This window comes from Streptomyces sp. NPDC008121 (assembly GCF_042957155.1).
GTDB lineage: Bacteria > Actinomycetota > Actinomycetes > Streptomycetales > Streptomycetaceae > Streptomyces.
Genome location: NZ_JBIBHT010000005.1, coordinates 544,664 through 570,656 on the forward strand (window position 1 = coordinate 544,664; position 25,993 = coordinate 570,656).

Here is a 25,993-nt window from a genome sequence, read left to right on the forward strand (position 1 = left end):
GCTCAGGAACCGTGTCAACGCGGCCCGATCAATCCCAGTCGCGCGCCCGACGCTCGTGAGCATGCCCGTCCGGGGCCAGGGGCCGGAGAACGTGGGGTGCCTGTCGCTACCCACGCGGCAAGCCCCCCGAAAGACAGGAAAGGGCCTCCGACGCAGGTCGGAGGCCCTATCCCAGGCAAAGCCGCAGGTGAGCGGCAGACGAGTCGGGCTGTACGCCGGGTTCTGTACCCCGGGACCTCGCGGTCGTCGGGGTGACGGCCATCCATCTAGGACCGGCGTTGCCGCCGGTCTCGTGCGGTCTACCCGCGAACTCGGGCGGGCCGCCCTCGATCGTTCGCGCAGGGACACCGAGGTGTCCCCTCTTGACCTTGCTCCGGGTGGGGTTTACCTAGCCGCCTGAGTCACCTCAGGCGCTGGTGGTCTCTTACACCACCGTTTCACCCTTACCGAGGACCGAGGTCCCCGGCGGTCTGTTTTCTGTGGCACTGTCCCGCGGGTCACCCCGGGTGGCCGTTAGCCACCACCCTGCCCTGTGGAGCCCGGACGTTCCTCGGGAGGATCCGGGGATCCCCACGCGGCCGCCCGCCCGGCTCGTCTGCCGTGCCGACCATGCTACCCGCCGCGCCGCGCCCGCTTGACCTTGTCGCAGCGTCAGGGTTTGTACTGGGCTCATGCGAATCGGCGAGATCGCCGCCCTCGTCGGGATCACCCCGCGGGCCGTGCGGCACTACCACCACCTCGGGCTGCTGCCCGAGCCCGTACGGCGCCCCAACGGCTACCGCGAGTACGGCATCCGGGACGCCGTACTCCTCGCCCGGATCCGCCGGCTGACCGAGCTCGGCCTCGGGCTCGACGAGGTGCGGGACGTGCTCGCCGAGGACGCCGGGCGGGAGCTGGTGGAGGTCCTGGAGGAGCTGGACGCCGACCTCGGCCGGCAGGAGGCCGTCATCCGGGAGCGGCGGGCCCGCCTCGCGGATCTGCTCGGCGAGGCGAGGGCCGGGCGGCTGACCGCCGAGGGCCCCGTCTCGCCCGAGCTGGCCGGCCTCTTCGCCGGCCTCGGTGAGGTCCCGGAGTCCCCGATGGCCGCCAAGGACCGGGAGCTGCTGGCGCTCCTCGACACGGTGGCCCCGGACGAGGAGCGGTCGCAGCTCATCGGTGCCATGCGCGCCATGACCGAGGACCCGCTGATCGTCGCCCGTGCCCACGAGGTGTACGCCCGGCTCGACGCCCTCGCCGACGCGGACGCGGACGACCCGCGCGTGGCGGAGGCGGGCCGGGCGCTCGCCGACATCCTGCCGGACACGCTCGCCGCGCAGATCGGGGACGGGGACGGCCTGCCGTCCGGGCGGCTCACCGACGCCTTCTTCGGCGACTTCTCCCCTGCCCAGTCCGCCGTCGTCCACCTCGCGATCCGCCTCGTCCAGGAGCGGTCCCGGTGACCGCCGTGATCCGCCTCCTGCGCGGCACCGGGTACGCCCTGCTGCCCGCCGAGGCCGTCCTCCTGGTCTGTCTGGTCAGCGGCGTGCGGATACCCGCGCCCGTCCTGGCCGCCACCGAGGCCGCCGGCCTCCTGCTCCTCGCCGCCGGACTCCTGGTGTACGCACGGCTCCGGCGGAGCGGGCTCTCCGCGCGCGGCGCCCTCGGGGAGCTGGTGCCCCTGCCGGTGCTGCGGCTCGTCGGACACGAGCTGCGGCTGCTGGCGAGCCTCGGCCTGTGGGCGGCCCGGCGCCGGGCCGGTGTCCGCCCCGGCGACCGCGTGTTCCCGCACGCCCGCGACCAGGCCGCGCTCCTGTACGGCTTCGCCTTCGTCTGCCTCGTCGAGACCGTCGGGATGTCGTACCTGCTCGCCGACTGGCCCGTCGTCCACGCCGTCGTCCTCGTCCTCGACGTGTACACGGTGCTCTTCGTCCTCGGGCTGCACGCCGCTTCCGTGACCCGGCCGCACGTCCTCGGGCCGGGCACCCTCCGTCTGCGGCAGGCCGCCCACGTCGACCTGCTCGTCCCGCTCGACCGGATCGCCTCCGTCCGGCACGAGCTGGTGTTCTCCCACGAGAAGAAGGAGGGGGAGCTGAACCTCGCCGTCGGCTCGCAGACCTCCCTCACCCTGGAGCTGACCGAGCCGCTCGACGCGCCCCGGTTCCTCGGCGGGCCCCGGGCCGTACGGATCGTGCGCTGCCACGCCGACGACGCGCGGGCGCTCTACCGCGCGCTCACCCAGGCCACGCAGGCCGCGGCGGTCGCACCGGCCACGGGAGCCGCGCACGGCACGGACTCCCCGGAGGTCACGCGGGAGCGAAGCGCACCTTCGCCGCTCCCGGGTCCGCCTGCGTCAGCCTGACCCGGAGCCATTCGCCGAGCGGGAGCCGGTCCGTGCCGCCCTCGATGCGGGCGACGACCGCGGGATCGTCCAGGTGGACGGTCCCGACGGCCGGTTCGCGCTCCTTCACGTCGATCACGTACGCGTCGAAGATCTCGCCGACCCGGCCGCTCATCAGCGCGGCCTCGACGATGTCGACGGAGTCGCGCTCGACGGCGTTCGCGCGCCGCGAGCCGGTGGCCATCTCGTCGGGGAGGGCGCCGAGTGCCGCCCGTACCCATTCCGGCGGCTCCTCTCCCGCCACGGCGGCGACGCACAGCTCTCCCGCGTACCGGTCGACGAGCCGCCGCAGCGGCGCGGTGCAGTGGGTGTACTCGTCGGCGACGGCGGCGTGGACGGCCGGGGAGGGGATGTCGCCGTCGGTGAAGACGGTGTAGCCGGCGCCGCGCAGCAGGGTGGTGCACTCCTGGAGGAAGGCGGCCTGGCGCGGGTCGGTGGGGTCGGCGGCGCGCACCACGTCCGCGTACGAGACGTGGTGCGGCCAGTCGACGCCGAGGGCGTGCGCGGAGCGGCGCAGGCGGGCGACGGCGCCGTCGGGGGCGGTGGGCAGGGTGCGGAGGATGCCGGTGCCGGCGGCGGTCATCAGGTCGGCCGCGGCCATGCCGGTGAGCAGCGAGATCTGGGCGTTCCAGCCCTCGGCGGGGAGCGGGGCGCGGTAGGCGAGGGAGTAGGAGCGGCCCTGCTCGACGACCTCCTGTTCGGGGACGTTGAGGGAGATCCCGCCGCGTTCGGTCTCCAGGGCCTCGCGGAGCAGGCCGATCTCGCGCAGCAGGGCGAGGGGTTCCTCGGCGGTGCCGGTGTCGATCCGCCGCTGCACGTCCGCGTAGTCGAGCTTGGCGCGGCTGCGGACGAGGGCGCGGCGGACGTCGGTGGCGACCCGGCGCCCTTCGGCGTCGAGGTCGATCCGCCACAGGAGCGCGGGCCGGGTCTCGCCGGGCAGGAGGCTGGCGGCGCCTTCGGAGAGGACGGCGGGGTGGAGGGGCACCTTGGCGTCGGGGAAATAGAGGGTGAGGATCCGGCGGTGCGCCTCGGCGTCGAGGGCGGAGCCGGGGGCGACGAAGGCGGCCACGTCGGCGATGGCGTAGTGGACGCGGTAGCCGCCGTCGGCGCGGCGGGCCAGGTGCATGGCCTGGTCGAGGTCGGTGGAGTCCGGCGGGTCGATGGTGAGGAGCGGCAGGTCGGTGGCGTCCTGCCCGGGGAGCGCGGGTGCCTTCGCCACGGCCTCGGCCTCGGCGAGGACGGCGGGCGGGAAGGCCTGCGGGATCTCCGGCTCGCTGCGGAGCGCGCGCAGGGCGGCCCGCAGCGGAGCCTCGGCTGCGCCGGTCACGTGAAGGGGGCGGCGGGGCATGGGTCGAGCGTAGGGGGTGCCGTGTCGATCCGGCCGGATTCAGGGAGCGGCGTCTGGTGCCGTGGATCGCAAGGCGGAGGAGGGAGTCAACGCGGAGCGTTGGCGACCGACGACAACGCGGCGAGGCAGGGTGCCAGACGCCGCGACCCCGGCAGGATCGGCACGGCGCGCCCTAAGGGGTGCCGTGCCGATCCTGCCGGATTCAGGGAGCGGCGTCTGGCCGAAGCCCGGTCCCCACGCCCCCCAGGGTGTGGACGGGGGACGGCGGGTGGTGCGGTGCTTTGTAGGCTGAACAGTCGGGGCCGCACCCCCACCCCGTTCGTACGAAGGAGAACCGCCGTGCTCGTGCTGTTGCCGCCCTCCGAAGGAAAGGCCTCCTCGGGCCGCGGTGCGCCGCTCAAGCCGGAATCGCTGTCGCTGCCCGGTCTGGCCGGGGCGCGGGCGGCGGTCATGGACGAGCTGGTGGAGCTGTGCCTCGCCGACGAGGAGAAGGCGCGCGATGTGCTCGGTCTGAGCGAGGGGCTGCGCGGTGAGGTCGGCAAGAACGCCGAGTTGCGGACGGCCGGGGCGCGGCCGGCCGGGGAGATCTACACGGGTGTGCTGTACGACGCTCTGGGCCTGGCGACGCTGGACGCGGCGGCCCGGAAGCGGGCGCGGGCGTCGCTGCTGGTCTTCTCGGGGCTGTGGGGCGCGGTCCGGGTGGACGACCGGATCCCGTCGTACCGCTGCTCGATGGGGGTGAAGCTGCCGGGGCTCGGGGCGCTGGGCGCGCACTGGCGCGGGGCGATGGCGTCCGTCCTGCCGGAGGTCGCGGGGGACGGGCTCGTCCTGGATCTGCGGTCGTCGGCGTACGCCTCGGCGTGGAAGCCGAAGGGCGAGGTGGCGGCGCGGACGGCGTCGGTGCGGGTGCTGCACGCGCCGACCCGGAAGGTGGTCAGCCACTTCAACAAGGCGACGAAGGGCCGGATCGTACGGAGCCTGCTGGAGGCGGGCGCGGAGCCGGCGGGGCGGGAGGAGCTGGTGGCGGCGCTGCGGGACCTCGGGTACGTGGTGGAGGAGGGCAAGGCGGGCGTGCTCGACGTGCTCGTGGACGAGATCCACTGACGCTTCCGTCTCCTCGCCACCATCTCGTCGTTGCACTGTGCGCAACGCTCGTTGCGTGGATCGCTCGTCGTCGGCAGGATGGGCGCCATGCCGAGCGTGTATGACCTTGCCCCCGAAGCCCCTGTCGTCCCGGTCGTCGTGATCGAGGACGCCGCCGATGCCGTGCCCCTCGCCCGCGCCCTCGTCGCGGGCGGGCTGCCGGCGATCGAGGTGACCCTGCGGACGCCCGCCGCGCTGGACGCCGTCCGCGCGATCGCGGCGGAGGTCCCGGACGCGGTGGTGGGCGCGGGTACCGTCATCTCGGCGGCGGGGGTGGCGGACGCGGTCGCCGCGGGGGCGCGCTTCCTGGTGAGCCCCGGCTGGACGGACGGCCTCCTGGACGCCATGCGGGCGTCGGGGGTTCCGTTCCTGCCCGGGGTGTCGACCACCTCGGAGGTGGTGGCCCTCCTGGAACGGGGGGTGCGTGACATGAAGTTCTTCCCGGCGGAGCCAGCGGGCGGCGTCCCGTATCTGAGGTCGCTCGCCGGGCCGCTCCCCCAGGCCCGCTTCTGTCCGACCGGCGGGATCTCGCTCGCCTCGGCTCCGTCCTACCTCGCCCTGCCGAACGTCGGCTGCGTCGGCGGTACGTGGATGCTGCCCGGGGACGCCCTCGCGGCCCGCGACTGGGCCCGGGTCGAGTCCCTGGCGCGCGAGGCGGCCGCACTGTCCCGGGGCCCGCAGGGCGCCCCCGCCTGACCCGGCGCGACGGTGCCGGAGCGACCGGGCGGCCCGGCCGAGTGCTTGGGGGGGTCGCCCTGCCGTGAGCGGGGGGCTCCGGTTGCCCGGGCCCGCCGCTCACCGCCGGCCGCGGGTCACCTCAGGTGCGAGGTGTCGTTCAGGAGCCGTACGGAGGCGTTGCCGTCGGCGTAGTACGCGACCGCCGACAGCGAGGCGGCCGAGAGCTCCATCCGGAACAGCGACTCCGGCGGGGCACCGAGCGCCAGCCGGACCAGGGTCTTGATCGGCGTGACGTGCGTGACCAGCAGGACGGTCCGGCCCGCGAAGGCGGCCGTCAGCCGGTCGCGGGTCGCCGAGACGCGCCGCGCGACCGTCGCGAAGCTCTCGCCGCCGCCGGTGGGCGTGGCCTTCGGGGAGGCGAGCCAGGCGTCGAGGTCCTCGGCGTACCGCTCCCGCACCTCGGCGAAGGTCAGGCCCTCCCACGCGCCGAAGTCGGTCTCGCGCAGCCCGTCCTCGATCCGGACGTCGAGGCCCAGGCGGGCGGCGACGGTCTCGGCGGTCTGCCGGCAGCGCTTGAGCGGCGAGCTGACGATCTCCTGGACCGTCCCGCGCGCGGCGAGCGCGGCGGCCACCGCCTCGGCCTGCCGCGATCCGGCGGCCGACAGTTCCGGGTCCGTCCCGCCGCTCCCGGAGAACCGCTTCTCCGGTGTCAGCGCGGTCTCGCCGTGCCGCAGCAGCACGAACGTCGCCGGGGCCCCCAGGTCGGGCGCGCCCCAGCCAGGCGTGGACACGGAGCCCGCGGCGGCCTGTCCGGCGTGGGCCAGGACCCCCGCCTCCGCCTCGAAGTCACCGCCGGCCACGGCAGCGCCGCTCGCCTCGCGCTCGGCCGCGCCGGCGGAGGCGAGGGACGCCCGCGCCCGGGCCGCGACGGTCTCGTCGGCGGCGAAGAGCCCGCCGTCGGACGCACCGCCCGTCCCGGAGACCGCACCCCGGTCCGGGGCCGCCCCGCTCCTCGCACCGCCACCGGCTCCGGAGAGGGCCGCTCGGGCACGGGCCGCGCCCGCGGTGGCGTCGCCGGGCGGGCCCGAGGGAGCCGGGGCCGCGGCGTTGCGCGCCGCGCGGCTGTCCAGGCCGGCCGTGGAGGCCGAGGGCTGCCACTGCCGGCCCTGCTTGCCCGCGTCCATCGCCTCGTTCGCGAGGCGGTCGGCGTGCTTGTTCTCCGCGCGCGGAATCCATTCGTAGCGGACCCGGCCGGCGGGGAAGACCCGGGCCGCCTCGGCGGCCAGGGGCTTCATGTCCGGGTGCTTGATCTTCCAGCGGCCGGACATCTGCTCGACGACCAGCTTGGAGTCCATCCGCGCGTGCACCGTCGCGTCGGGGAACAGCTCGCGCGCCGCCTTCAGCCCGGCGATCAGGCCCCGGTACTCGGCGACGTTGTTGGTGGCGACGCCGATGTACTCGGCCGCCTCGGCGAGCGTCTCGCCCGTCACCGGGTCGAGGACCACGGCGCCGTAACCGGCGGGGCCCGGGTTGCCCCGGGAGCCTCCGTCGGCCTCGACGATCAGTTCCCGCACCGCCATTACAAGCCGGACTCTGCCGTGCGGACCAGGATGCGGCGGCAGTTCTCGCAGCGGACCACCGTGTCGCCCGCGGCCGCGCGGACCTCGTTCAGCTCGGTGATGTTCAGCTCGATGTGGCAGCCCTCGCACTTGCGCTGGTACAGCCGGGCAGCGCCGACGCCGCCCTGCTGCTCGCGCAGCTTCTCGTAGAGCTTCAGCAGGTCGGCCGGGACCGAAGCGGCCACCAGCTCCCGCTCCTTGCCGACGGTGGCCGCCTCGCCGTCCAGCTCGCTCTGCGCGGCGTCGCGGCGGGCGACCGCGTCGTCGGCCTTGGCCTGGACGGCGGTGGCGCGCTCGGTCAGCTCGGCGACCCGCTCCTGCGCGGACTCACGGCGCTCCATGACCTCCAGGACGATGTCCTCCAGGTCTCCCTGGCGCTTGGCGAGGGAGGCGATCTCCCGCTGCAGGCTCTCCAGGTCCTTCGGGGAGGAGACCGCGCCGGAGTCGAGGCGCTGCTGGTCGCGGACGGAGCGCTGGCGCACCTGGTCGACGTCCTGCTCCGCCTTGGTCTGCTCGCGGGCGCAGTCGCTCTCCTCCGTCTGCGCGGCGACGAGCAGGTCGCGCAGCTGGGTCAGGTCCTTGGTCAGCGACTCGATCTCGGCGTGCTCGGGGAGGGACCTGCGCTTGTGGGCGAGCTGCTGGAGGCGGACGTCCAGGGCCTGGACGTCGAGAAGTCGGATCTGGTCGGCGGGCGCGGCGTTCAGTTGGGGGCTCCAGGGGAGTGGTGGTGGGAAGACCAGGGGTCGGTGACCGTCGTCGAGACGTGGACCCGGAGGTCCCAGCCGTGGCGGTCGGAGATCTCGTCGAGCTGGGCGGCGGCCTGCTGGCACCAGGGCCACTCGGTGGCCCAGTGGGCGGCGTCCACCAGCCCCAGCGGGGAGTGCTGGGTCGCCTCGGACACCGGGTGGTGGCGGAGGTCGGCGGTGAGGAAGGCGTCCACGCCGGCGGCCCGCACGGCGTCGAAGAGGCTGTCGCCCGAGCCGCCGCTGACGGCGACCCGGCGCACGGTCATGGCCGGGTCCCCGGCGACGCGGATGCCCTGCGCGGTGGCGGGCAGCCGCTTCGCGGCCCGGGCGGCGAACTCGCCGAGCGTCTCGGGGTGGTCCAGCTCGCAGATCCGGCCGAGGTTGTTCTCGGGGACCAGCGGGCCGGTGACCCGCAGGTCGAGGGCTCCGGCGAGGGCGTCGGAGACGCCGGGGTCGGCGGTGTCGGCGTTGGTGTGCGCGACGTGCAGGGCGATGTCGTGCTTGATCAGACCGTGCACGACCCGGCCCTTGAAGTGGGAGGCCGCGACCGTCGTCGTACCGCGCAGATAGAGCGGGTGGTGGGTGACGATCAGGTCGGCGCCGAGCTCGACCGCCTCGTCGGCGATCTCCTGGACGGGGTCGACGGCGAACAGCACGCGGCGGACCTCGGCGTCGGGGTCGCCGCAGACCGTGCCGACGGCATCCCACTGCTCGGCCCGCTCGGGCGGCCAGAGAGCGTCGAGTTCGGCGATGACTTCAGACAGACGGGGCACGAGGAAAGGCTACCTGCCCGCCGCGCCGCGCCGTCCTGCCTGTGGGCAGCAGGGATTCCGCTTGCTCCCGGGCCGCTCCGCGCGAGTCCTGCGGCGGCGTCGGGAGGGGTGTCCGGCGGCTCCGGTCGTCGGCGCCGTCGCGTCGTCAGGGGGTCGCGACGCGGCCGCCGGGCGCCGTGCGCGCCGGCCGGATCCGGCCGACGAGGCACAACCGTCCCGTCCCCCTCAGCCGAACCGGCACACGGCCACCCTTATGTGTGAAGTGACAGGGGTCGTGTTGTCCGGCTGGACGTGCGAAAACTAGCTTCGGTGGCCGGAGGTGACGAGTCGATGACAGCCTGTGCCATCGAGACGGCGGCGGAGGACGACGGCGCGATGTGGCCGACGAGGTTCACGATCACCGCGAACGGCGCGTACGCGGCCCGGCTCGCGGGGTCGGGAGACGCCCTGTACGCGGAGCGGTGGACCCTCGACGGGCCCGAGCCGTACGCCGTGCCGCTTCCCGTCGGCCAGCCCGAGGAGCCGACCGCGCGGCTGCTGCCGCTGGCGGACGGGCGGGTGCTGGTCGAGCGCCGGGTGGACGGCGACCGGCACACGTTCTCGCTGCTGTACCCCACCGGCCCGGGGACGGGCGAGCTGCCGCTCGGCGCGGTCGCGGCCGAGGAGCTGACGCTGCTGCCGCCGTCGCCGGACGGCATCTGCGCGTACGCGATGGTCGTCGGCCGGGACACCACCACGCTGTGGCTTGTGGCGGGCGGGGCGTTCGGCCCGGAGCAGGTCGCGGAGATCGAGGGCCGCTGTACGGGCGGGGTCTGGCTGGACCGTACGGGGCGGATGCTCGCGCTCGACCGGCGGCTCGACGGCGGGCCGGTGAAGGCGGTGGCGGTCGACCTGGAGCGGGGCGGGGAGGTGACGCCGCTGCTCCAGATCACCGACGGGAGCACCGACCGGCTGCTGATGGCGGATCCGGACAGCGGGCTGCTGCTGATCCGATCCGACGCGCCGTCCCCGGGCCACGAGCGGCTGGGGTGGGGGGTCCTGGGGAGTCTGATGCCGATCCACTTCCCCGAATGCCTACGTCTGGACGACGCGGCGGTGACGCCGTTCGCGGTGCAGCCGGGGCAGGTGCTGCAGCCGGAGAGCTGCTCGGTGGCGCTGCGGATCGACGGGGCGGCGGGCAGCTGGGTGGGCGTGTGGCGGCCGTCGGGCCGCCGGATCCACCACCTCGCGGCGCCACCCGGCTGGCTGGCGGGCGCGGGGCTCTGGACACCGCAAGGGGTCCTGCGGCTGCCGTACACGACCGACGGGGTGCGGTGCGGGCTCGCCGCGGTCGAGGCCCCGACCGAACCGGAACCAGCGCCGCCGGAGCCGGTGGTGTGCCGCCCGGTCCCGTTGCAGCAGGCACCCCTCACGGACCGCAAAGCGGCTGGTTAGACTCACGGCCGCAGCAACAGCGATCAGTACGGGGTGAGTTCCACCATGTCGGAAGCACGCACGGACGGGATGGAGCCGCACGGCTCCGGTAGGCACCGCGGTGAGGCGGCGCCGTCGGAGGACTCCGGGTCCTCCGCACGCGGCCGCCACCGTCGCGACCCGGAAGAGCAGTGACAGGGACGGGCCCCGGGGATCTCCCCGGGGCCCGTCCCTTTCCGACCGTCCCGCGCGCGGGGCCGTACCCGCCGCGGCCCCGACCGCCCGTCAGCCGGCGCTGTCGAGGAGGAGTTTCGCGGCCACCGCCGCCCCGTCGCGGCGGACCGCGCCGGCCACGGCCTTCGCCCGGGCGCCGGTCTCCGGGTCCAGGGCCGTGGCGAGCGCGGCCGACAGGGAGGCGACGGTCGGGACCGGGCCGTCGTGGGCGACGCCGATGCCCAGTTCGGCCACCCGGCCGGCCCAGTACGGCTGGTCCGCCAGCTGCGGCACGACCACCTGCGGGGCGCCGGCCCCCGCGGCCGTCGTCGTCGTCCCCGCGCCGCCGTGGTGCACGACGGCGGCCACCCGCTCGAACAGCCGCTGGTGGTTGGCCTCGCCGACGGCGAAGCAGTCGTCCCGGTCGTCGACGAGGCCCAGATCCGCCCAGCCGCGCCCGACGAGGACGCGGCGGCCGTGCGCGCGGACCGCCTCGACGGCCGCCCGGGCCGTGTCCTCTCCCCCGCTGACGGCCATGCTGCCGAAGCCGACGTACACGGGTGGCGCGCCGGCGTCCAGGAAGGCGACCAGATCCGCCGGGAGCGGCCGCTCGTCGGGCAGGACCCACGCGCCGGTCTGGACGACGTCGAGGTCGGGCGTCTCGCGCCACGGGTCCAGGACCGGGTCCGTCGCCAGCCAGGGCCGGTCGCCGAAGGCGTAGTCGCGGACGCCGTCCACCGGGGGCAGGCCGAGCGAGCTCCGGTTGGTGTTGAGCGCCTCGCGGAACAGCGCGTCGATGCTGCGGGCGTCCAGCTCCCACAGGGCCCGGTTGTCGGTCACCTCCGGCGGGAACGGCCGTCCGGGGTACGCCAGCGGCGGGCGCTGCGGCGAGGGCAGGGTCAGCTGCTGGAAGATCGCGGACTCGTAGCGGATGCCCAGCTTCTCGGCCACCGACCGCGCCCCGGCGATGGCGGGCATCGCGCCGGTCGCCACCAGCACGTCGCAGCCCTCGGCCGCGGCGGGTATCACCTCGAACTGGCCGGCGATCAGGGCGGCCGCGCGCTGCGGCAGATTGGCCGCCGAGGGGCGCGTCGCCGAGGTCGTCAGGGCGCGCGCCGACGGCCCGACGGCCACCACGGACACGCCGACGCCGGCCAGCCGCTCCGCGAAGTCCTCGTCCGGCGGCGCGCACACCCGCACCTCCGCGCCGTGTTCCCGCAACCGGACCGCGAGTCCCACCAGCGGTTCGACGTCCCCCCGCGACCCGTAGGTCGACAACAGCACACGCACGTCGTGCATCTCCTCGTTCGCGTCTTCTCGCGGCCGGGCCGGCCGTCGTGACGTGCGGCCCGGCCGTGCCTCACCTCCGGAGATCCAACCACCTCGAAGATCATTCCGTGCGACGTTCCCGGCCCCGCGCGCTCTGCCCGGCCTGGTTCGGTCCCGGTCAGCCCTTCTTCAGGGCCAGGACCTCCGCGGCCGCGAACGTCTCGCCGGCCGGGCGCCCCGCGTAGTACGGGGAGAGCAGTCCGTCCAGCTCCTCGTAGGTGAAGGCGTCCTTGGCGGTGTCGAACTTCGCCGCGACCCTCGGCCGGTCCACGATCGCCACCATGCCGCCGTGGACGACGAGGAGTTGCCCGTTCACCCCGGCCGCGGCCGGTGAGGCCAGGTACCCGACCAGCGGGGCGACGTGCTCGGGTGCCAGCGGGTCCGTTTCGCCCGCCGCCGGCTCGGCGAAGCCCGCGAAGACGTCCTCTGTCATCCGCGTCCTGGCCCTCGGGCAGATCGCGTTCGCGGTGACGCCGTACTTGGCGAGGGCGAGCGCCGTGGACGTCGTCAGGCCCACGATCCCGCCCTTCGCCGCCGCGTAGTTCGGCTGGCCCGCCGAGCCGGCCAGGAAGGCCTCCGACGAGGTGTTGACGATCCGGCCGTACACCCCGGGCTCGCCCGCCTTCGCCCGGGCCCTCCAGTGCACCGCCGCGAAGTGCGTGGTGTTGAAGTGGCCCTTGAGGTGGACCCGTATCACCGAGTCCCACTCGTCCTCGCTCATCGAGAAGACCATCCGGTCCCGCAGGATGCCCGCGTTGTTGACCAGGACGTCCAGCTTTCCGTACGTGTCCACCGCCAGGTCGACCAGGGCCCGGGCCGTCTCGAAGTCGGCGACGTCGCCGACGTGCGCGACCGCCCGGCCGCCGGCGGCCCGGATCTCCTCGGCGACCTCCTCGGCGGGTCCGGCCGAGGCCGCGCCGGAGCCGTCGCGTCCCGGTCGGCCGTAGTCGTTGACGACGACGGCGGCGCCCAGCCGGGCGAGTTCCAGCGCCTCGGCCCGGCCGAGCCCGCGCCCGGCGCCGGTGACGATCGCGGACAGGCCCTCAAGAGGGAGTGACATCGCGTGGCGGTCCTCTCAGATCTCGATGCAGGTTCGCAGGGCCACACCCGTGCGCATCTGCTCCAGCGCCTCGTTGATCCCGGACAGCGGCACGCGGTGGGTGATCAGCGACTCCAGGTCGATCCGGCCGGCCCGCCAGAGCGCGATGGCCCGTTCGTACGAGCGCAGGACGTCGCCGCCGCCGTACATCGACGGCAGGATCCGCTTCTCGTCGAAGAACAGCTCGAACATGTTGAGCTGCAGGAAGTCGTCGAGGGCGCCCGCGCCGACCACGCACAGGGTGCCGCCGCGGCGGGTGGTGTCGTACGCCGTGCGGGCGGTGGCGGACTTGCCGACGACCTCGAAGACGTAGTCGAAGCCCTCGCCCGCCGTGATCCGCTGCTTCGCGTCGGCGAGGGCGTCGGGGGCGACCGCCTCCGTCGCGCCGAACCGCAGGGCGGCCTCGCGGCGGGACTCCACCGGGTCCACGGCGACGATCTGGGCGGCGCCCTGGAGCCGGGCGCCCTGGATGGCGGAGATGCCGACCCCGCCGCAGCCGATGACCGCGACCGAGGAACCGGCCTCCACCTTCGCGGTGTTGACGGCCGCGCCGAGCCCGGTGGTCACTCCGCAGCCGATGAGGGCGGCGATGTCGAAGGGCACGTCGTCGGGGATCGGGACGGCGCAGCCCGCGTCGACGACGACCTCCTCCGCGAAGGTGCCGGTCCCGGCGAAGCCGAAGACGTCCCCGCCCGGGCGCTTGAAGTTGGGGGTGCCCGCGTTCATGAACCCGGCCAGGCACAGCTGGGTCTGGCCGCGCTTGCAGGCGGGGCAGCTCCCGCAGGCGGGGAGCCAGCAGATCAGCACCCGGTCGCCCGGGGCGAGTCCGGTGACGCCGTCGCCGACGTCGAGGATCTCGCCCGCGCCCTCGTGGCCGGGGACGAAGGGGGCGGGCTGGGGAAGGACGCCGCTCATGGCGGAGACGTCGGAGTGGCACAGGCCGGTGGCCCGGACCCGGATCCGCACCCTGCCGGGGCCGAAGCCCACCGCCTCGACGTCGTCGTGGACCTCGAGCTTGTCCTGGCCGATCTCGTGCAGCACGGCTGCGCGCATGGTGCGGCTCCCTTCGGGATGGGTCTACGAGTGTTCGACGAGCGTGTCGGCGAGGACGGGCGCGTCGTCCCGCTCCACCGCCGTCACCGACACCTGGACGCGGCCGTCCCCGGCCCACATCCGCAGGCGCAGCGTCTCGCCGGGGAAGACGACTCCGGCGAAGCGCGTGCGGTACGAGCGGACCCGGGTGACGTCCCCGTCGAGGAGGGTGTCGACGACCGCCTTGAGGGTCATGCCGTACGAGCAGAGTCCGTGCAGGATCGGCCGGTCGAAGCCGGCCAGCTTGGCGAACTCGGGGTCGGCGTGGAGGGGGTTCCAGTCGCCCGAGAGCCGGTAGAGCAGCGCCTGGTCCTCGCGGACGGCGCGCTCCACGGTCCGGTCGGGCGCCCGGTCGGGGGTGGCGAGGCGCTCGGAGGGGCCGCGGTCGCCGCCCCAGCCGCCCTCCCCGCGGACGAAGATGTGGGCGTCGCTGGTCCACAGCGGGCCGTCGTCGTCGGCCGCCTCGGAGCGCAGGACGAGGACGGCGGCCTTGCCCTTGTCGTGGACGGCGGCGACGCGCGAGGTGCTGACCGCCCGGCCCTTGACGGGGAGCGGGCGGTGGAGGGTGAGGGCCTGTCCGCCGTGCAGGACGGCGGCGAGGTCGACGTCGATGCCGGGGGCGGAGAGGCCGCCGACGACGCCCATGCCCGCGCCGGCGACGGTGGCGAAGCTGGGCAGGACGTGGAGCTTCGACTCGAGGGTGTAGCGGAGCTCGTCGGGGTCGGTCGCCGGGGTGCCGGCTCCCAGGCCCAGGTGGTAAAGCTGGACGTCCTTGTGGTCCCAGGCGATCTCGGCGCTGCGGGGCTCGGCGGCGACGGCCTTGGCGGCGTCAATGGGCATCGGCTTGCTGCTCCTTGGAGATCCGGGCGGGTCCGTGGGGACCGGTGGACAGGAGAAGACCTCGGCACGACCGTCCGCACCGTCGGCCGCACCGAGGCCGTGCGGGGACCGTCCCGTACGCGCCCGCCGTTCTAGAACGCGTTCTAGGTCGGTGATGCACATGTATAGCCGAGCGGGTGGGAGTTGTGAACCCTCCTGACGGCGCGTCAGATGAACCGGTGTGGACCGGCGGCGCACCGGGGTCACGCCCGGGACCGCGGTCCGGGCGAGACACGACCTAGACCTTGGTGCGCTCCGGCCTCGGGAGCCACAGCAGCATCAGGACCGCAGCCGCCACGAGGACGACTCCCGCCGTGCGGAAGGCGAGGGCGTAGCCCGCCGTCAGGGCCTCCGGGGTGTGGCCGCCCGCCGTCCTCGCGGCCGCGACGGTGGAGAGGACCGCGAGGCCCAGCGCGCCGCCCATCGTGCGGGAGGTGTTGACCAGCCCGGAGACGAGACCGGCCTCGCCGGGCTCGGCGCCGGCCGTGGCGAGGGTGGCCAGGGGCGGCATCAGCAGACCCATGCCGGCCATCATCAGGACGCCCGGGCCCAGGATGATCGACAGGAAGGTCCCGTCCGTCGTCATCGTCGACTGCCAGCCGAAGCCCGTCGCGGCGACCAGGGCGCCGATGACGGCGAGGTTCCGCGCGCCGGTCACGGGCATCAGACGGGGCGCCAGCTTGGAGCCGATGATGACGCTGACCGAGCTGGGGACCAGGGCGAGTCCGGCCTGGAGCGGGGTGTAGCCGAGGACGTTCTGGGCGTACACGGTCATGAAGAACCACATGCCGAACGAGGTCGAGGCGCACAGCAGCAGCGCCGCGTTGGCCGAGGTGACGGCGCGCGAGCGGAAGACCCGCAGCGGCATCAGCGGGGCGGCCGTCCGCGCCTCCACCGCGACGAAGGCGCCGAGGAGCGCGAGCCCGCCGAGCAGCGGGGCCAGGGTGACGGGGTCGCCCCAGCCCGCCTCCTCCGTCTGCACGATGCCGTACGCGACGGAGGCGAGGCCGCCGGTGACGAGGACCGCGCCGGGCAGGTCGAGCCGCCGGCCGCCGTGGGCCCGGCTCTCGGTCAGCCACACCAGGGCGCCCATGAGCACCAGGACCCCGACCGGGACGTTGATGAGGAGGACCCAGCGCCAGGAGAGCAGGTCGACCAGGAGCCCGCCGACGAACCCGCCCGCCGCGCCGCCGGCCGCGCCGACCGCCGTCCAGGTCCCGATGGCCCGGGTCCGGGCCGGCCCGGCGGGGACGGCGGCGGTGACGATGGTGAGCGTGGCGGGCGCCAGGACGGCGGCGCCGAGGCCCTGGACGGCACGGGCGGCGACCAGTTGCCAGCCCTCCTGGGCGAGGCCGCCGGCTATGGAGGCGGCGGTGAAGAGACCGAGGCCGAGAAGGAACATCCGCTTCCGGCCGAAGAGATCGGCCGCCCGTCCCCCGAGCAGCATGAAACCGGCGAAGGCGATCGAGTACGCATTGAGGACCCACTGCAGGCCGGTGGCCGACAGTCCGAGGTCGGCCCGCATCGACGGCAGGGCCACGTTCACCACCGACACGTCGAGGACGACGAGGAACTGCCCCGCGCAGGCGGCCAGGACGACGAGCCAGGCGCGGCGGTCGGATCGTAGGGAGGCGGGCTTGGCGGCGGACTGGGGCGCGGACCGTTCGGCGGCCGAGTCGGTGTGAACCATGCATGTCATGGTCGCAGAGCACGAATGGTCCGTACATGCTGCGAGGGATGTACCGGCCCCCGGCCCAGGGTCCTACGACCTCCCCGCCTCACGGCCTCGCGGCTCCCGACCTCCCGGCCTCATGACCTCATGACCTCATGGCCTCATGACCTCATGGCCTCATGGCCTCATGGCCTCCGGAGCATCGTCACCACCGCCGCGCCGCCCAGGCCGATGTTGTGCGCCAGTCCGACCCGCGCGCCCGCCACCTGGCGCGGCCCGGCCTCGCCCCGCAACTGCCAGACCAGTTCGGCGGCCTGGGCGAGGCCGGTGGCGCCCAGCGGGTGGCCCTTCGAGATCAGCCCTCCTGAGGGGTTGACGACCCAGCGGCCGCCGTACGTCGTCGCCCCCGACTCGACGAGCTTGCCGCTCGCACCCTCCTCGCACATGCCGAGGGCCTCGTAGGTGAGCAGTTCGTTGATGGAGAAGCAGTCGTGCAGCTCGACCACGTCCACGTCCTCGATGCCGAGGCCGGAGCGCTCGTAGACCTGCCGGGCCGCCGCCCGGGACATGGGGCGGCCGACCGCGTCGATGCAGGAGCCGGAGGTGAAGGAGTCCTCGGTGTCGGTCGTCATCGCCTGCCCGGCGATCTCCACGGCCTTGTCGTGCAGGCCGTGTTCGACGACGAACCGCTCCGAGACGACCACGGCCGCCGCCGAGCCGTCCGAGGTCGGCGAGCACTGGAGCCGGGTCAGCGGGCGGTGGACGGTCTTAGCGGCGAGGACCTCCTCGACCGAGTACACGTCCCGGAACTGGGCGTAGGGGTTGTCCGCCGAGTGCCGGTGGTTCTTGGCGCCGACGGCGGCGAGCTGCGCCTCGGTGGTCCCGTATCGCTCCATGTGCTCGCGGGCCGCGTTGCCGAAGATCTGCGCGGTGGGCGGGGACGTCTCGAAGCCGTGGGCGGCGGCCATGATGCCGTAGTGCCGGGCCACCGGGGAGGTGCTGAAGTCGGCCGCACCGCCGGAGCCGCCGCCCAGCGAACCGCGCGCCATCTTCTCGAAGCCGAGGGCGAGGACGCAGTCGGAGACGCCGCCCGCCACGAACTGCCGGGCCATCATCAGGGCCGTGGACGCCGTGGCGCAGTTGTTGTTGACGTTGTAGACGGGGACGCCCGTCAGGCCGAGTTCGTAGGCGGCGCGCTGGCCGGCCGTGGAGGTCTGGAAGCAGTAGCCGACGGGCACCTGTTCCACCCGTTCGTAGGGGATCCCCGCGTCGGCGAGGGCGGCCGTCCCCGCCTCCCTGGCCATGTCCCAGTACTGCCAGTCGCGTGTCTCCGGCTTCTCGAACCGCGTCATCCCGACGCCGACGATGTACGCCTTCCCCATGGTCGCGTTCCCCTTCCGTTCAGTCTCGCGGCAGGCCGAGCAGGCGCTCGGCGACGACATTGAGCTGGACCTGTGTGGTGCCTCCGGCGATCGTCAGGCAGCGGGACATCAGCAGGTCGTGGACGGCCCGCTCCCCCGGCCCCTCGCGGACCGCGCCCGCCGGGCCGAGCAGTTCGAGGGTCAGCTCGGCGACCTTCTGCTGGTGGAGGGTCTGGACGAGCTTGCGGACGCTGGCTCCCGCACCCGGTTCGAGCCCGGAGACCTGGAGCATCGTCGTCCGCAGGCCGATGCAGGCGAGGGCGTGCGCCTCGGCGGCGAGCGCCCCGATCCGGACGCGTACGGCGCTGTCGGCGTCGGCGGCCCGGCCGATCAGGGCTTCGAGGCCGCTGTCGAAGGCGACCTGGTCGGCCATGTGGACGCGTTCGTTGCCGAGGGTGTTGCGGGCGACCCGCCAGCCGTCGTTCACCTCGCCCACGACGGCGTCGGCGGGGAGCGGCACGTCGTCGAAGTACACCTCGTTGAAGAGCGCGTCTCCGGTGATCTCCTTCAGGGGCCGGATGTCGATGCCCGGGGTGTTCCTCATGTCGACGACGAAGTAGGTGAGCCCCTGGTGCTTGGGGGCATCGGGGTCGGTGCGGGCGAGGAGGATGCCGAAGTCGGCCCACTGGGCGGCGCTGGTCCACACCTTCTGTCCGTTGATCCGCCAGCCGCCGTCGGCGGCGCGTTCGGCACGGGTGCGCAGGGAGGCGAGGTCGGAGCCCGCGTCGGGCTCGGAGAACAGTTGGCACCAGAGCAGGTCGCCGCGGAGGGTGGGGCCGAGGAAACGGGTCTGCTGCTCGGGGGTGCCGTACGCGAGGAGGGAGGGGACGACCCAGGTGGCGATGCCGAGTCCGGCGACCCGCACCCCCGCGTCGGCGGTCTCCCGCTGGACGGCGAGCTGCTGGAGCGGCCCGGCGCCGAGTCCGTAGGGCGGCGGGAGGTGCGGGGCGGCGTAGCCGGTGGGGGCGAGGAGACGGCGGGCGGCGGCGGGGTCGAGCCCGGCGGCGGGGGCGACGGCCTCCCGGGCGCGCGTGCGGTGCTCGTCCGCCTCCGGGGGGAGTTCGAGGCGGAGTTCGCGGCGGGTGCCGCCGACGGCGAGGCGGACGGCGTGGGCGCGGTGCCGGTCGCCGGGGCCGAGGAGCTGGCGGGCGACGAGGGCGCGGCGCAGGTACAGATGGGCGTCGTGCTCCCAGGTGAAGCCGATGCCGCCGAGGATCTGGACGCAGTCCTTGGCGCAGCCGTACGCGGCGTCGAGGGCGGTGGCGGCGGCGAGCGCGGCGGACAGGGACCGGACGTCGGCGGGCTCGGCGGGTGCGGCCGCCGAGACGCGGGCGGCGTCCCAGGTGAGGGCGCGCGCCTGCTCGACGCGGACGAGCATGTCGGCGCAGAGGTGCTTGACGCCCTGGAACCTGCCGATGGGCCGGCCGAACTGTTCGCGGGTCCTGGCGTGTTCGGTCGCCGTCCGCAGGGCGCGGGCGGCGGTTCCGCAGGCGTCGGCGGCGAAGAGGACGGCGGCGAGGTCCTGGACGAGGGCGGAGTCGATGCCGAGGATCCGGTCGGCGGGGACGCGGGTGCCGGTGGCGGTGACCTCGGCGGTGGGCCGGGTGGGGTCGGCGCTCTCGTGGGGCCGGAGGGCGAGGGTGTCGGCGTCGACGGCGGCCCAGACGGTCCCGCGCGCGGTGGTGGCGGCCAGGACCAGGAGCCCGGCCTGTGCGCCGCAGAGGACGGGCGGGGCGCTGCCGTCGAGGAGGAGCCCGTCGGGGGTCTCGACGGCGGTCAGTTCACCGGGCCCGAGGGCGACGGCGGCGATGCGGCGGCCTTCGGCGATCTCCGCGACGAGCCGGCCGAGGCGCCTCCGCCGGGCTCGGCGGGAGTCCCCCGCCTCCCCCGTCTCCCCCGCGCCTCCCGTCTCCCGCCGTTCACCGGCCGGGGGCCGGGCGGCGCGGGTGAGGAGTTCGGCGGCGAGGACGGTCGGGAGGTACGGCCCCGGCAGCGACGCCTCCGCCGCCTCCTCCAGTACGACCGCGAGGTCGACGAGGTCGCCGCCCCCACCGCCGTACTCCTCGGGGAGGTGCACCCCGAGGAGGCCCTGCTCGGCGAAGGCGTCCCAGTAGACGGGACGGCCGGTGGCGGTGGCGGGGACGTCCAGGTGCTTGCGGACCTCCTCGGCCGGTACGACGCGGGCGAGCCGGCCGCGGACGGATCGGGCCAGCTCCCGCTGTTCCTGCGTGATGGCGATGCCCATGGCACGGCAGACTAGAACACGTTCCAATCTGACGGAAGGTCAGATACGCGCCGAGTAGGAGACGACGGCGGGCCGGGGGTTCCCGGCCCGCCGTTCGCGGTCTCAGGCGAACAGTTCGGCGAGCAGCTCCGGGCCGAGGGGCAGGGGGGCAGGCCGGTAGGCCGGCGGCTCCGTGCCCATCAGTGCGCGTACCAGGAAGTCCCAGGAGCGCTTGCGGACATAGGTCAGGCAATCGATGAAGGTGTGCTCGGCGCCGGGCACGACGAGCAGCTCGAAGTCCTTGTCGGCCGCTATCAGCCGGTCGGCCAGTCGCAGCGTCAGGTCCGGGTGGACCTGGTCGTCCATCTCGCCGTGGACGAGCAGGAGCTTGCCGGCCAGCCGGTCCGCGAGGTCCACGTTGGAGGCGCGCTCCCAGGCCTCGGGCGCGTCCGCGCCGTCGTAGGACTCGGCGAAGCCGGCGTTGAAGTAGCGGAGGTCGTGCGAGCCGGAGAGGGCGGCTCCGGCCTTGTACACCTCGGGGAAGTCCAGCATCGCGCGCACCGCGGCGAAGCCGCCCCCGGAGTGGCCGAACACGCCCACCCGGTCCAGGTCCATCCACGGCCGGGTCTCGGCCAGCTGCCGCAGCGCGGCGACGTGGTCCGCCAGGCCGCCCGCGTCGGCGACACGGCCGTAGGAGGCGTCGTGGAAGGCCTTGCTCCGGCCGGGCGTGCCCCGCCCGTCCAGCGCCACGACCACGAAGCCGAGCGCCGCGAGGGGTTCCGCGTCCATGCCCATGCCGCCGGGGTCGAAGCACGGGGCGACCCGGTTGACCTGCGGGCCGGGGTAGAGGTTGTCCACCACGGGGTAGCGGTGGGCGGGGTCGAACCCGCGCGGCCGGTAGAGCACGCCGTAGATGTCCGTGACCCCGTCGGCCGCCGTGACGCGGAAGCGTTCCGGGGCGGTCCAGCCGGTGGCGGCGAGCGCGCCGACGTCGGCGCGCTCCAGCTCGACCAGCACCCGGCCGGTCCAGTCGCGGACGCGGGTCACGGGCGGGGTGTCGACGGTCGACGCGGAGTCGAGGAAGTACTCCTGCCGGCCCGGCAGGGTGTCCGCGTGGTCCGGCAGGGTGACGACATGGTCCTGGTCGTCGTCCGTGACCCTGGCGAAGCCGGAGCCGTCCAGCCCGACCCGGCAGACGGTGCGGCGGTACGGATCCCCGTCGACCAGCCCGGAGGCGGTGAAGTACACCACCCGCCCGGCCTCGTCGACACGCAGGATCCGCCGCACCGCCCACGGCCCGGAGGTGACCTGCCCGAGCAACTCACCGGTGCGCAGGTCGTAGCGGTACAGATGGCCCCAGCCGTCGCGCTGCGAGTACCACAGCACCTCGTCGGCGAGGACCCGCACGATCGGCTGCTCGTACGCCCACTGGTTGGGCTCCACGCGGGTGTCGCCGGTCTCGCGGATCACCGTGGTGACCGCGCCGGTGTCCGGATCCAGCCGGTGCAGGGTGAGCGTGCGTACGTCGCGCGGCCGGTCGAGGTAGTACACGGCCGAACCGTCCGGGGCCCACCACGCCCAGGAGATCGCGATCGGCGACATCACCGGCATGAGGAGCGGCTCCGTCCGCGCACGGACCACCGCGCCGGTGGCGACGTCCAGGACGACGAGCTCGGCCTTCGGCACGTGCTCGTCACCGGGGTAGGCGTACCGCTGGGTGTGCGTGCGGGGCGCGCCGCCGTCGGCGGGCCGGCTCTCCCGGAGGTGGGTCTGCCGGACGCGGCGCTCGTCGGTCCGGTGGGCGAGGACCTTCGTGGAGTCGGGCGACCAGGCCACCGCGGGCGGCAGGTGGGGCAGGCCGATCTTGCGGAGCAGGGTGGGGTTGGCGGTGGACTCGGGGCCGTAGCCGTAGCCGTGGCCGGGCTCGCCGTCGGTGGTCAGCGGCCACTCCCTCCCGTCGGAGAGCGAGCGCGCCCACAGGTCGTGGCCCCGTCGGGAGACCGCCGTCTTCCCGTCCGGCGAGAGCACCTCCAGCGGGTTGCCGGGCGGCGCGGGCTCGGCCCGCTCGCAGGCGTAGTCGTCCAGGCGGCAGCGCCAGTGCTCGCCGAAGGCGTCGAACTCGACGGCGTCCTCGGCCGGTTCGACGGCCGCGAACGGCAGGGCCTCGGCGTCGACCGGCCTGCCGGAGGCGGCGGCCAGCGCGGCGGCGAGCCGGCCGTGGTCGAAGGCCGGGAGGCGGGTGCCGGCCGCCGGGTCGACCCGCACGAACCGCCGGCCGGGCCCGTCCTCGACCGCGTACCAGAAGCGGGCCCCGCCGTCGGTCCACTGGGGCCTGACCTTGGCGCCGACGACCAGCTCGCCGGGCCGGAGCGGGCGGCGCAGGAGTCGTTCCGCGGCCTGGTAGTTCTCAAGGGTGCTCATCGGGTGGGGCCTTCCTCGGGTGTCGGTCATGGCAGCGGGTCGGTTCCGTGGGCCGCGAGCCCCGTGTCCGTCGGGGGGGGGCTCGCGGCTCTGGCGGCGGGAGCCCGGCCTCCGCGCGGGGGCTCGCGGCTCTGGGGGCCGGTCTCCGTTCCGGGATCCGGACCGGGATCCGGACCGGGATCCGCTCAGAGGCTTCGGGCGGTGATGTCGCCGTAGCCCGTGGTGGCCTGGATGGTGAGGCCGGCGGCGGCGCCGTCGGCGTTCTTGAGGGAGTTGCGGATGCGGCCAAGCGAGGTGCCGGCGTCCAGGGTGGCGGAGACCCCGCGGGCGACGTCGACCGACACCTCGCCCGACGCGGCGCGCAGGACGACCGCGCCGCGCACGGCCTCGGCGACGCGGATGTCGCCCTTCTGGACGCTGATCTCCGCGGGGCCGCCGAGGCGGCCGACCGAGATGTCGCCGGCGAGGAGGGTGATGCGGGCACTCGCGACCTCGTCGATCTTGACCGGGCCCTGCGCGCTGTCGAGGACGACCTCGCCGAGGCGTCCGACGCCGCGGAACTCGACGCCCGCGCCCTTCGCCTCGACGTGGGAGCCGGCGGGCAGCTGGACCGTCACCTCGACGGAACCGGAGTTGCAGAGGACCGCGCTCTTCGGCCGTGCGGCCGCGATCCGCAGGACCCCGTCGCCGTACGTGACGCCGGTCTGCTCGGCCGCCTTCACGTCGCGGCTCTTGGCGGCGTCCGCGGGGAGGATCTCGACCGTGGTGTCCGCCCGGTCGGCGGCGATGAACCGGACGCGGCCGGCGGGGATGTCGAGGACGACGGAGACGGGGGCGGTGGTGGCGAACTTCTGCATGACGCTCTCCTTCTGCTTCAGCGTCCGCTCTCTGCGGCCGCTGTTTCCGATGAAGGAAAAGCTACGTTGCGTTCACCAAACCGACAATGGCGTTGTCGAGCATCGACGCCATAACTGCTGGTCAAACAAGGGAAATTGTTGCACTGATGCTGCAGCTTAATGCAACGATGCCACCATGGCGCGTTGCAATGGAATGGAAGCGAACGCTACTCTGGCCGTGCGAAGGAACCAGGGACCACGAAGGAGACCCCGACATGCCCGGAGGCAGGCTCACCCAGCAGGAACGCCAGCAGATCGCGCTGGGAGTGGCCGACGGCCTCGCGTACGCCGAGATCGCCCGGCGTCTCGACCGGCCCACCTCCACGGTCACGCGCGAGGTGATGCGCAACGGCGGCCCCACCGCCTACCGCGCCGATCTGGCCCATCGCTCCACCGAGCACCGCGCCAGGCGGCGCGGACAGACCCCGCCCCGGGAGGCGCAGGCCCCGCCGCAGGCCCACGGGCGCGACGCCGAGGCGGTGCGGGCGTACGAGGAGGTCTTCGGCGCCGTCCTCATGCAGGCGGGCACGCCCAGGATGATGGCCCGGGTGATGGCCTGTCTCTACCTCACCGACGAAGGCAGCCTGACCGCCTCCGCACTCGTCCAGCGGCTCCAGGTCAGCCCGGCGTCCGTCTCCAAGGCCGTCGCGTTCCTCGAGAGCCAGGGCCTGGTCCGCCGGGAACGCGACGAACGCCGCCGCGAGCGCTATGTCGTCGACGACGACGTCTGGTACCAGGCGATGATGGCCAGTGTGCGGTCCAACGCCCTGATCATCGAGACCGCGCGGGAGGGCGTCGGGGTCCTCGGCTCCGGCACTCCGGCCGCGACCCGGCTGGAGAACATCGCCCGCTTCCTCGACTTCGTCTCCGAGGGCATCACGCGCGCGGCGGAGCAGTCCCGCGCGATCCTCCACACGAAGGCCGACACGGCCCCGGACGCTTCCGTCTGAGGCCGTGTCGGCTCCCGCGTACGCGGTTCGGCCCGCCCGACCGGTGGGCCGGGGCGGGGCGGGCCGAACCGGGTGCCCGTCAGTCCGTGTCGCGCGGGTCGAACGACCGGGTGTCGACCGTGAGCGGCTTCGGGAAGGCGTGGGCCACCGCGTCCCACGGCGTCAGCTTGAAGTTGGTGCCCTCGCGGTCCCCGTCGGCCGGGGTCGCCTCGCCGTCGTGGGTGACCAGCAGCCCCTTCGGGAAGGCGCCGCCGAGGGGGACGTTGACCACGGTGGAGCCGTCGGAGTGCTGCACCCCGTCGACGGAGGGTCCGTCGGCGAGGGTGAAGGAGCCGAGGTGGTCGTTGTCGCCCTTCCGCCCGTAGACCGCGAAGACGTTGTCACCCTGGCTGGAGGCGAGCACGTAACCGGCGCCGTTCGCCGCGTGGTAGACGGTGACGCCCTCGGCGTCGGCGCTCAGGTGCTCACCGCCGAAGCCGGGGTCGGCGGCGGTGTCGAGGACGCACTCCTCCTCGACCGGGTCGTACGTCCACGGCGTGCCGTACTCACGGACCCGGTCGATCATCTCGGGCCGCTCGAACTCCTCGTCGTCGAGGTCGATGCGCCACAGCCCCACGGCCTCCTGGGCCGCGTAGAGGACGTGCTCCTCCTGGTCGACGGCCATGCCCTCGACCTGCGGGCGCTCCCCGGGGTCGGCGCACGGCTTCCACGCGGTCCCGTCGGGCAGGGTGAAGCCGCCGGGCAGGTCGAGGGTGTCCTTGGTCCGGTACCCCACCTTCCCGCCCCGGTCGACCAGTTCGAGGAGCCGCAGACGGGTCTCCGCCCGCTGCGACACCACGACGTACGTGTCGTCGTCGTCGCGGAACGCGGCGAGTCCGTACGCCGTGCGCTGCTCGTCGACCTCGGCCTCGTCGGCGGCGAAGACCGGCCGCACGTCGGCCGCCGTCACGTCCCTCAGGGGCGGCTTGCCGGCCGCGACGGCGGCGGGGTCGATCGCGTAGGCGCGGACCCGGTCGCGGCCCCGGTCGCTCACGAGCGCCAGGTCCGTCTTCCTGCCGCGCAGGGTGAAGCCGTAGACGACGTCGACGTTGTTGAACCGGCCCGGTGCGGCGTCCTCGCCGGGCGCCGCGGGCGCGGCTATGTGCTGCAGGCGCCGCCCGTCGAGACCGTAGACGTCGAGGCCGGCCTCCTTCAGCGTGCCGATCACGATGCTGCGCCCCGGTCGCTTCGGGTCGACCCAGACCGCGGGGTCGTCGGCGTCGGCGTTGCCGCCCGCCTCGTCGTCGTAAACGGCGGGTGTCTCGACGGGCGCGGTCAAGTACACCGGGGCGGGGTGCGCGGGGGCTCCGGAAACCAGCAGGAACGCGGCGGCCAGGGCCGACACAGCGGAAGCGCTCACGATACTCCTCGGTAAGGAAGCGGACGGGCGAGAGGCTAGGGGGTGTCTGACGATTCCCCGGCGACGCCGCGGGGAATTGTCAGACACCCCCTAGGGCCGCCGGGTGAGCGGGGGCGGTCGTCGCCGTGAACATCCGATGACCCGTCAGCTCCGGCCCCACACGGCTGGGGAGAGGCGGCCGGCGAGGACGGTCCGGCGCCCGGCGGGGCGGCCGGTCCGGCGCGGGCCCACCCGGACGGTGTGGTTGGGACGGGGCGGGTAGGGCACGATGGCGCTCGCACGAACGTACCCGCCAGTAGGA

General features: G+C 74.4%; 20 protein-coding genes and 1 other RNA gene. 6 read left to right on the plus strand and 15 right to left on the minus strand.

Annotation, left to right across the window (positions count from 1 at the left end; all coding sequences use genetic code 11):
* Positions 1-195: 195 nt before the first annotated feature.
* An RNA gene (gene rnpB, locus ACFZBD_RS20035) (RNase P RNA component class A) lies at positions 196-594 on the minus strand.
* A 77-nt stretch (positions 595-671) separates the two neighbouring features.
* On the opposite strand from rnpB, the gene ACFZBD_RS20040 reads away from it, so the two are divergent.
* Both ACFZBD_RS20040 and ACFZBD_RS20045 read left to right on the plus strand, forming a co-directional pair.
* Positions 672-1,439 (plus strand): MerR family transcriptional regulator, encoded by a 768-nt coding sequence (locus tag ACFZBD_RS20040; protein WP_391140954.1) that lies wholly within the window; start codon positions 672-674, stop codon positions 1,437-1,439.
* A complete protein-coding gene (locus ACFZBD_RS20045) occupies positions 1,436-2,338 on the plus strand; it encodes a hypothetical protein (RefSeq protein ID WP_391140955.1) in 903 nt (300 codons plus the stop codon). Before ACFZBD_RS20040 ends, ACFZBD_RS20045 begins: the two co-directional genes overlap by 4 nt.
* Here ACFZBD_RS20045 and ACFZBD_RS20050 read toward each other — a convergent pair.
* On the minus strand, positions 2,283-3,725 hold the full coding sequence (locus ACFZBD_RS20050; protein WP_391140957.1) for an RNB domain-containing ribonuclease: 1,443 nt from the start codon (positions 3,723-3,725) through the stop codon (positions 2,283-2,285). The two genes, ACFZBD_RS20045 and ACFZBD_RS20050, sit on opposite strands and share 56 nt — an antisense overlap.
* 339 nt (positions 3,726-4,064) lie before the next feature.
* On the opposite strand from ACFZBD_RS20050, the gene yaaA reads away from it, so the two are divergent.
* Positions 4,065-4,829, plus strand: a complete 765-nt coding sequence (gene yaaA, locus ACFZBD_RS20055; protein WP_391140959.1) for a peroxide stress protein YaaA — start codon at positions 4,065-4,067, stop codon at positions 4,827-4,829.
* 87 nt (positions 4,830-4,916) lie between these two features.
* On the plus strand, positions 4,917-5,564 hold the full coding sequence (gene eda / locus ACFZBD_RS20060) for a bifunctional 4-hydroxy-2-oxoglutarate aldolase/2-dehydro-3-deoxy-phosphogluconate aldolase (RefSeq protein ID WP_391140960.1): 648 nt from the start codon (positions 4,917-4,919) through the stop codon (positions 5,562-5,564).
* Positions 5,565-5,680: 116 nt separating this feature from the next.
* Here eda and ACFZBD_RS20065 read toward each other — a convergent pair whose 3' ends face one another.
* From ACFZBD_RS20065 to ACFZBD_RS20075, 3 genes are read right to left on the minus strand one after another with little or no spacing between them, the layout of a single operon-like run.
* Positions 5,681-7,120 carry a bifunctional RNase H/acid phosphatase gene (locus ACFZBD_RS20065; RefSeq protein ID WP_391140961.1) on the minus strand — a complete coding sequence of 480 codons (1,440 nt, stop codon included), beginning with the start codon at positions 7,118-7,120 and terminating at the stop codon, positions 5,681-5,683.
* Between the two features lie 5 nt (positions 7,121-7,125).
* Positions 7,126-7,869 carry a C4-type zinc ribbon domain-containing protein gene (locus tag ACFZBD_RS20070; RefSeq protein ID WP_391141224.1) on the minus strand — a complete coding sequence of 248 codons (744 nt, stop codon included), beginning with the start codon at positions 7,867-7,869 and terminating at the stop codon, positions 7,126-7,128.
* The gene (locus tag ACFZBD_RS20075) at positions 7,866-8,684 is read right to left on the minus strand and encodes a Nif3-like dinuclear metal center hexameric protein (protein WP_391140967.1); all 819 of its coding nucleotides are present in this window, start codon (positions 8,682-8,684) and stop codon (positions 7,866-7,868) included. The genes ACFZBD_RS20070 and ACFZBD_RS20075 overlap by 4 nt, the downstream gene beginning before the upstream one ends.
* Positions 8,685-9,014: 330 nt before the next feature.
* On the opposite strand from ACFZBD_RS20075, the gene ACFZBD_RS20080 reads away from it, so the two are divergent.
* Positions 9,015-10,118, plus strand: coding sequence for a hypothetical protein (locus ACFZBD_RS20080; RefSeq protein WP_391140969.1), 1,104 nt, complete (start codon positions 9,015-9,017; stop codon positions 10,116-10,118).
* A 264-nt stretch (positions 10,119-10,382) separates the two neighbouring features.
* Here ACFZBD_RS20080 and ACFZBD_RS20085 read toward each other — a convergent pair whose 3' ends face one another.
* The 9 genes from ACFZBD_RS20085 to ACFZBD_RS20125 form a co-directional block, all read right to left on the minus strand.
* Complete coding sequence (locus ACFZBD_RS20085) at positions 10,383-11,609, minus strand: nucleotide disphospho-sugar-binding domain-containing protein (protein ID WP_391140970.1); 1,227 nt, start codon at positions 11,607-11,609, stop codon at positions 10,383-10,385.
* A 148-nt stretch (positions 11,610-11,757) separates the two neighbouring features.
* Entirely contained in the window at positions 11,758-12,699 is a 942-nt protein-coding gene (locus ACFZBD_RS20090) for a 3-oxoacyl-ACP reductase (RefSeq protein WP_391140972.1), read from the minus strand.
* A gap of 15 nt (positions 12,700-12,714) precedes the next feature.
* Positions 12,715-13,791, minus strand: coding sequence for an alcohol dehydrogenase catalytic domain-containing protein (locus ACFZBD_RS20095; RefSeq protein WP_391140973.1), 1,077 nt, complete (start codon positions 13,789-13,791; stop codon positions 12,715-12,717).
* A 24-nt stretch (positions 13,792-13,815) separates the two neighbouring features.
* Positions 13,816-14,670: a MaoC/PaaZ C-terminal domain-containing protein gene (locus tag ACFZBD_RS20100; RefSeq protein ID WP_391140975.1), complete on the minus strand. Its 855-nt coding sequence runs from the start codon at positions 14,668-14,670 to the stop codon at positions 13,816-13,818.
* A gap of 277 nt (positions 14,671-14,947) precedes the next feature.
* A complete protein-coding gene (locus ACFZBD_RS20105; protein ID WP_391140976.1) occupies positions 14,948-16,408 on the minus strand; it encodes a DHA2 family efflux MFS transporter permease subunit in 1,461 nt (486 codons plus the stop codon).
* Between the two features lie 158 nt (positions 16,409-16,566).
* Positions 16,567-17,763 (minus strand): beta-ketoacyl synthase N-terminal-like domain-containing protein, encoded by a 1,197-nt coding sequence (locus tag ACFZBD_RS20110; protein ID WP_391140977.1) that lies wholly within the window; start codon positions 17,761-17,763, stop codon positions 16,567-16,569.
* Positions 17,764-17,782: 19 nt separating this feature from the next.
* Entirely contained in the window at positions 17,783-20,047 is a 2,265-nt protein-coding gene (locus ACFZBD_RS20115) for an acyl-CoA dehydrogenase family protein (RefSeq protein WP_391140979.1), read from the minus strand.
* A 102-nt stretch (positions 20,048-20,149) separates the two neighbouring features.
* Complete coding sequence (locus tag ACFZBD_RS20120) at positions 20,150-22,447, minus strand: DPP IV N-terminal domain-containing protein (protein WP_391140981.1); 2,298 nt, start codon at positions 22,445-22,447, stop codon at positions 20,150-20,152.
* Between the two features lie 185 nt (positions 22,448-22,632).
* A complete protein-coding gene (locus ACFZBD_RS20125; RefSeq protein WP_391140983.1) occupies positions 22,633-23,304 on the minus strand; it encodes a DUF4097 family beta strand repeat-containing protein in 672 nt (223 codons plus the stop codon).
* 254 nt (positions 23,305-23,558) lie between these two features.
* Between ACFZBD_RS20125 and ACFZBD_RS20130 the strand changes: the two genes are divergently transcribed.
* Positions 23,559-24,293 (plus strand): helix-turn-helix domain-containing protein, encoded by a 735-nt coding sequence (locus ACFZBD_RS20130; protein ID WP_391140985.1) that lies wholly within the window; start codon positions 23,559-23,561, stop codon positions 24,291-24,293.
* Between the two features lie 79 nt (positions 24,294-24,372).
* On the opposite strand, the gene ACFZBD_RS20135 is transcribed toward ACFZBD_RS20130, so the two are convergent.
* Positions 24,373-25,692: a phytase gene (locus ACFZBD_RS20135; protein ID WP_391140987.1), complete on the minus strand. Its 1,320-nt coding sequence runs from the start codon at positions 25,690-25,692 to the stop codon at positions 24,373-24,375.
* Between the last annotated feature and the right edge of the window lie 301 nt (positions 25,693-25,993).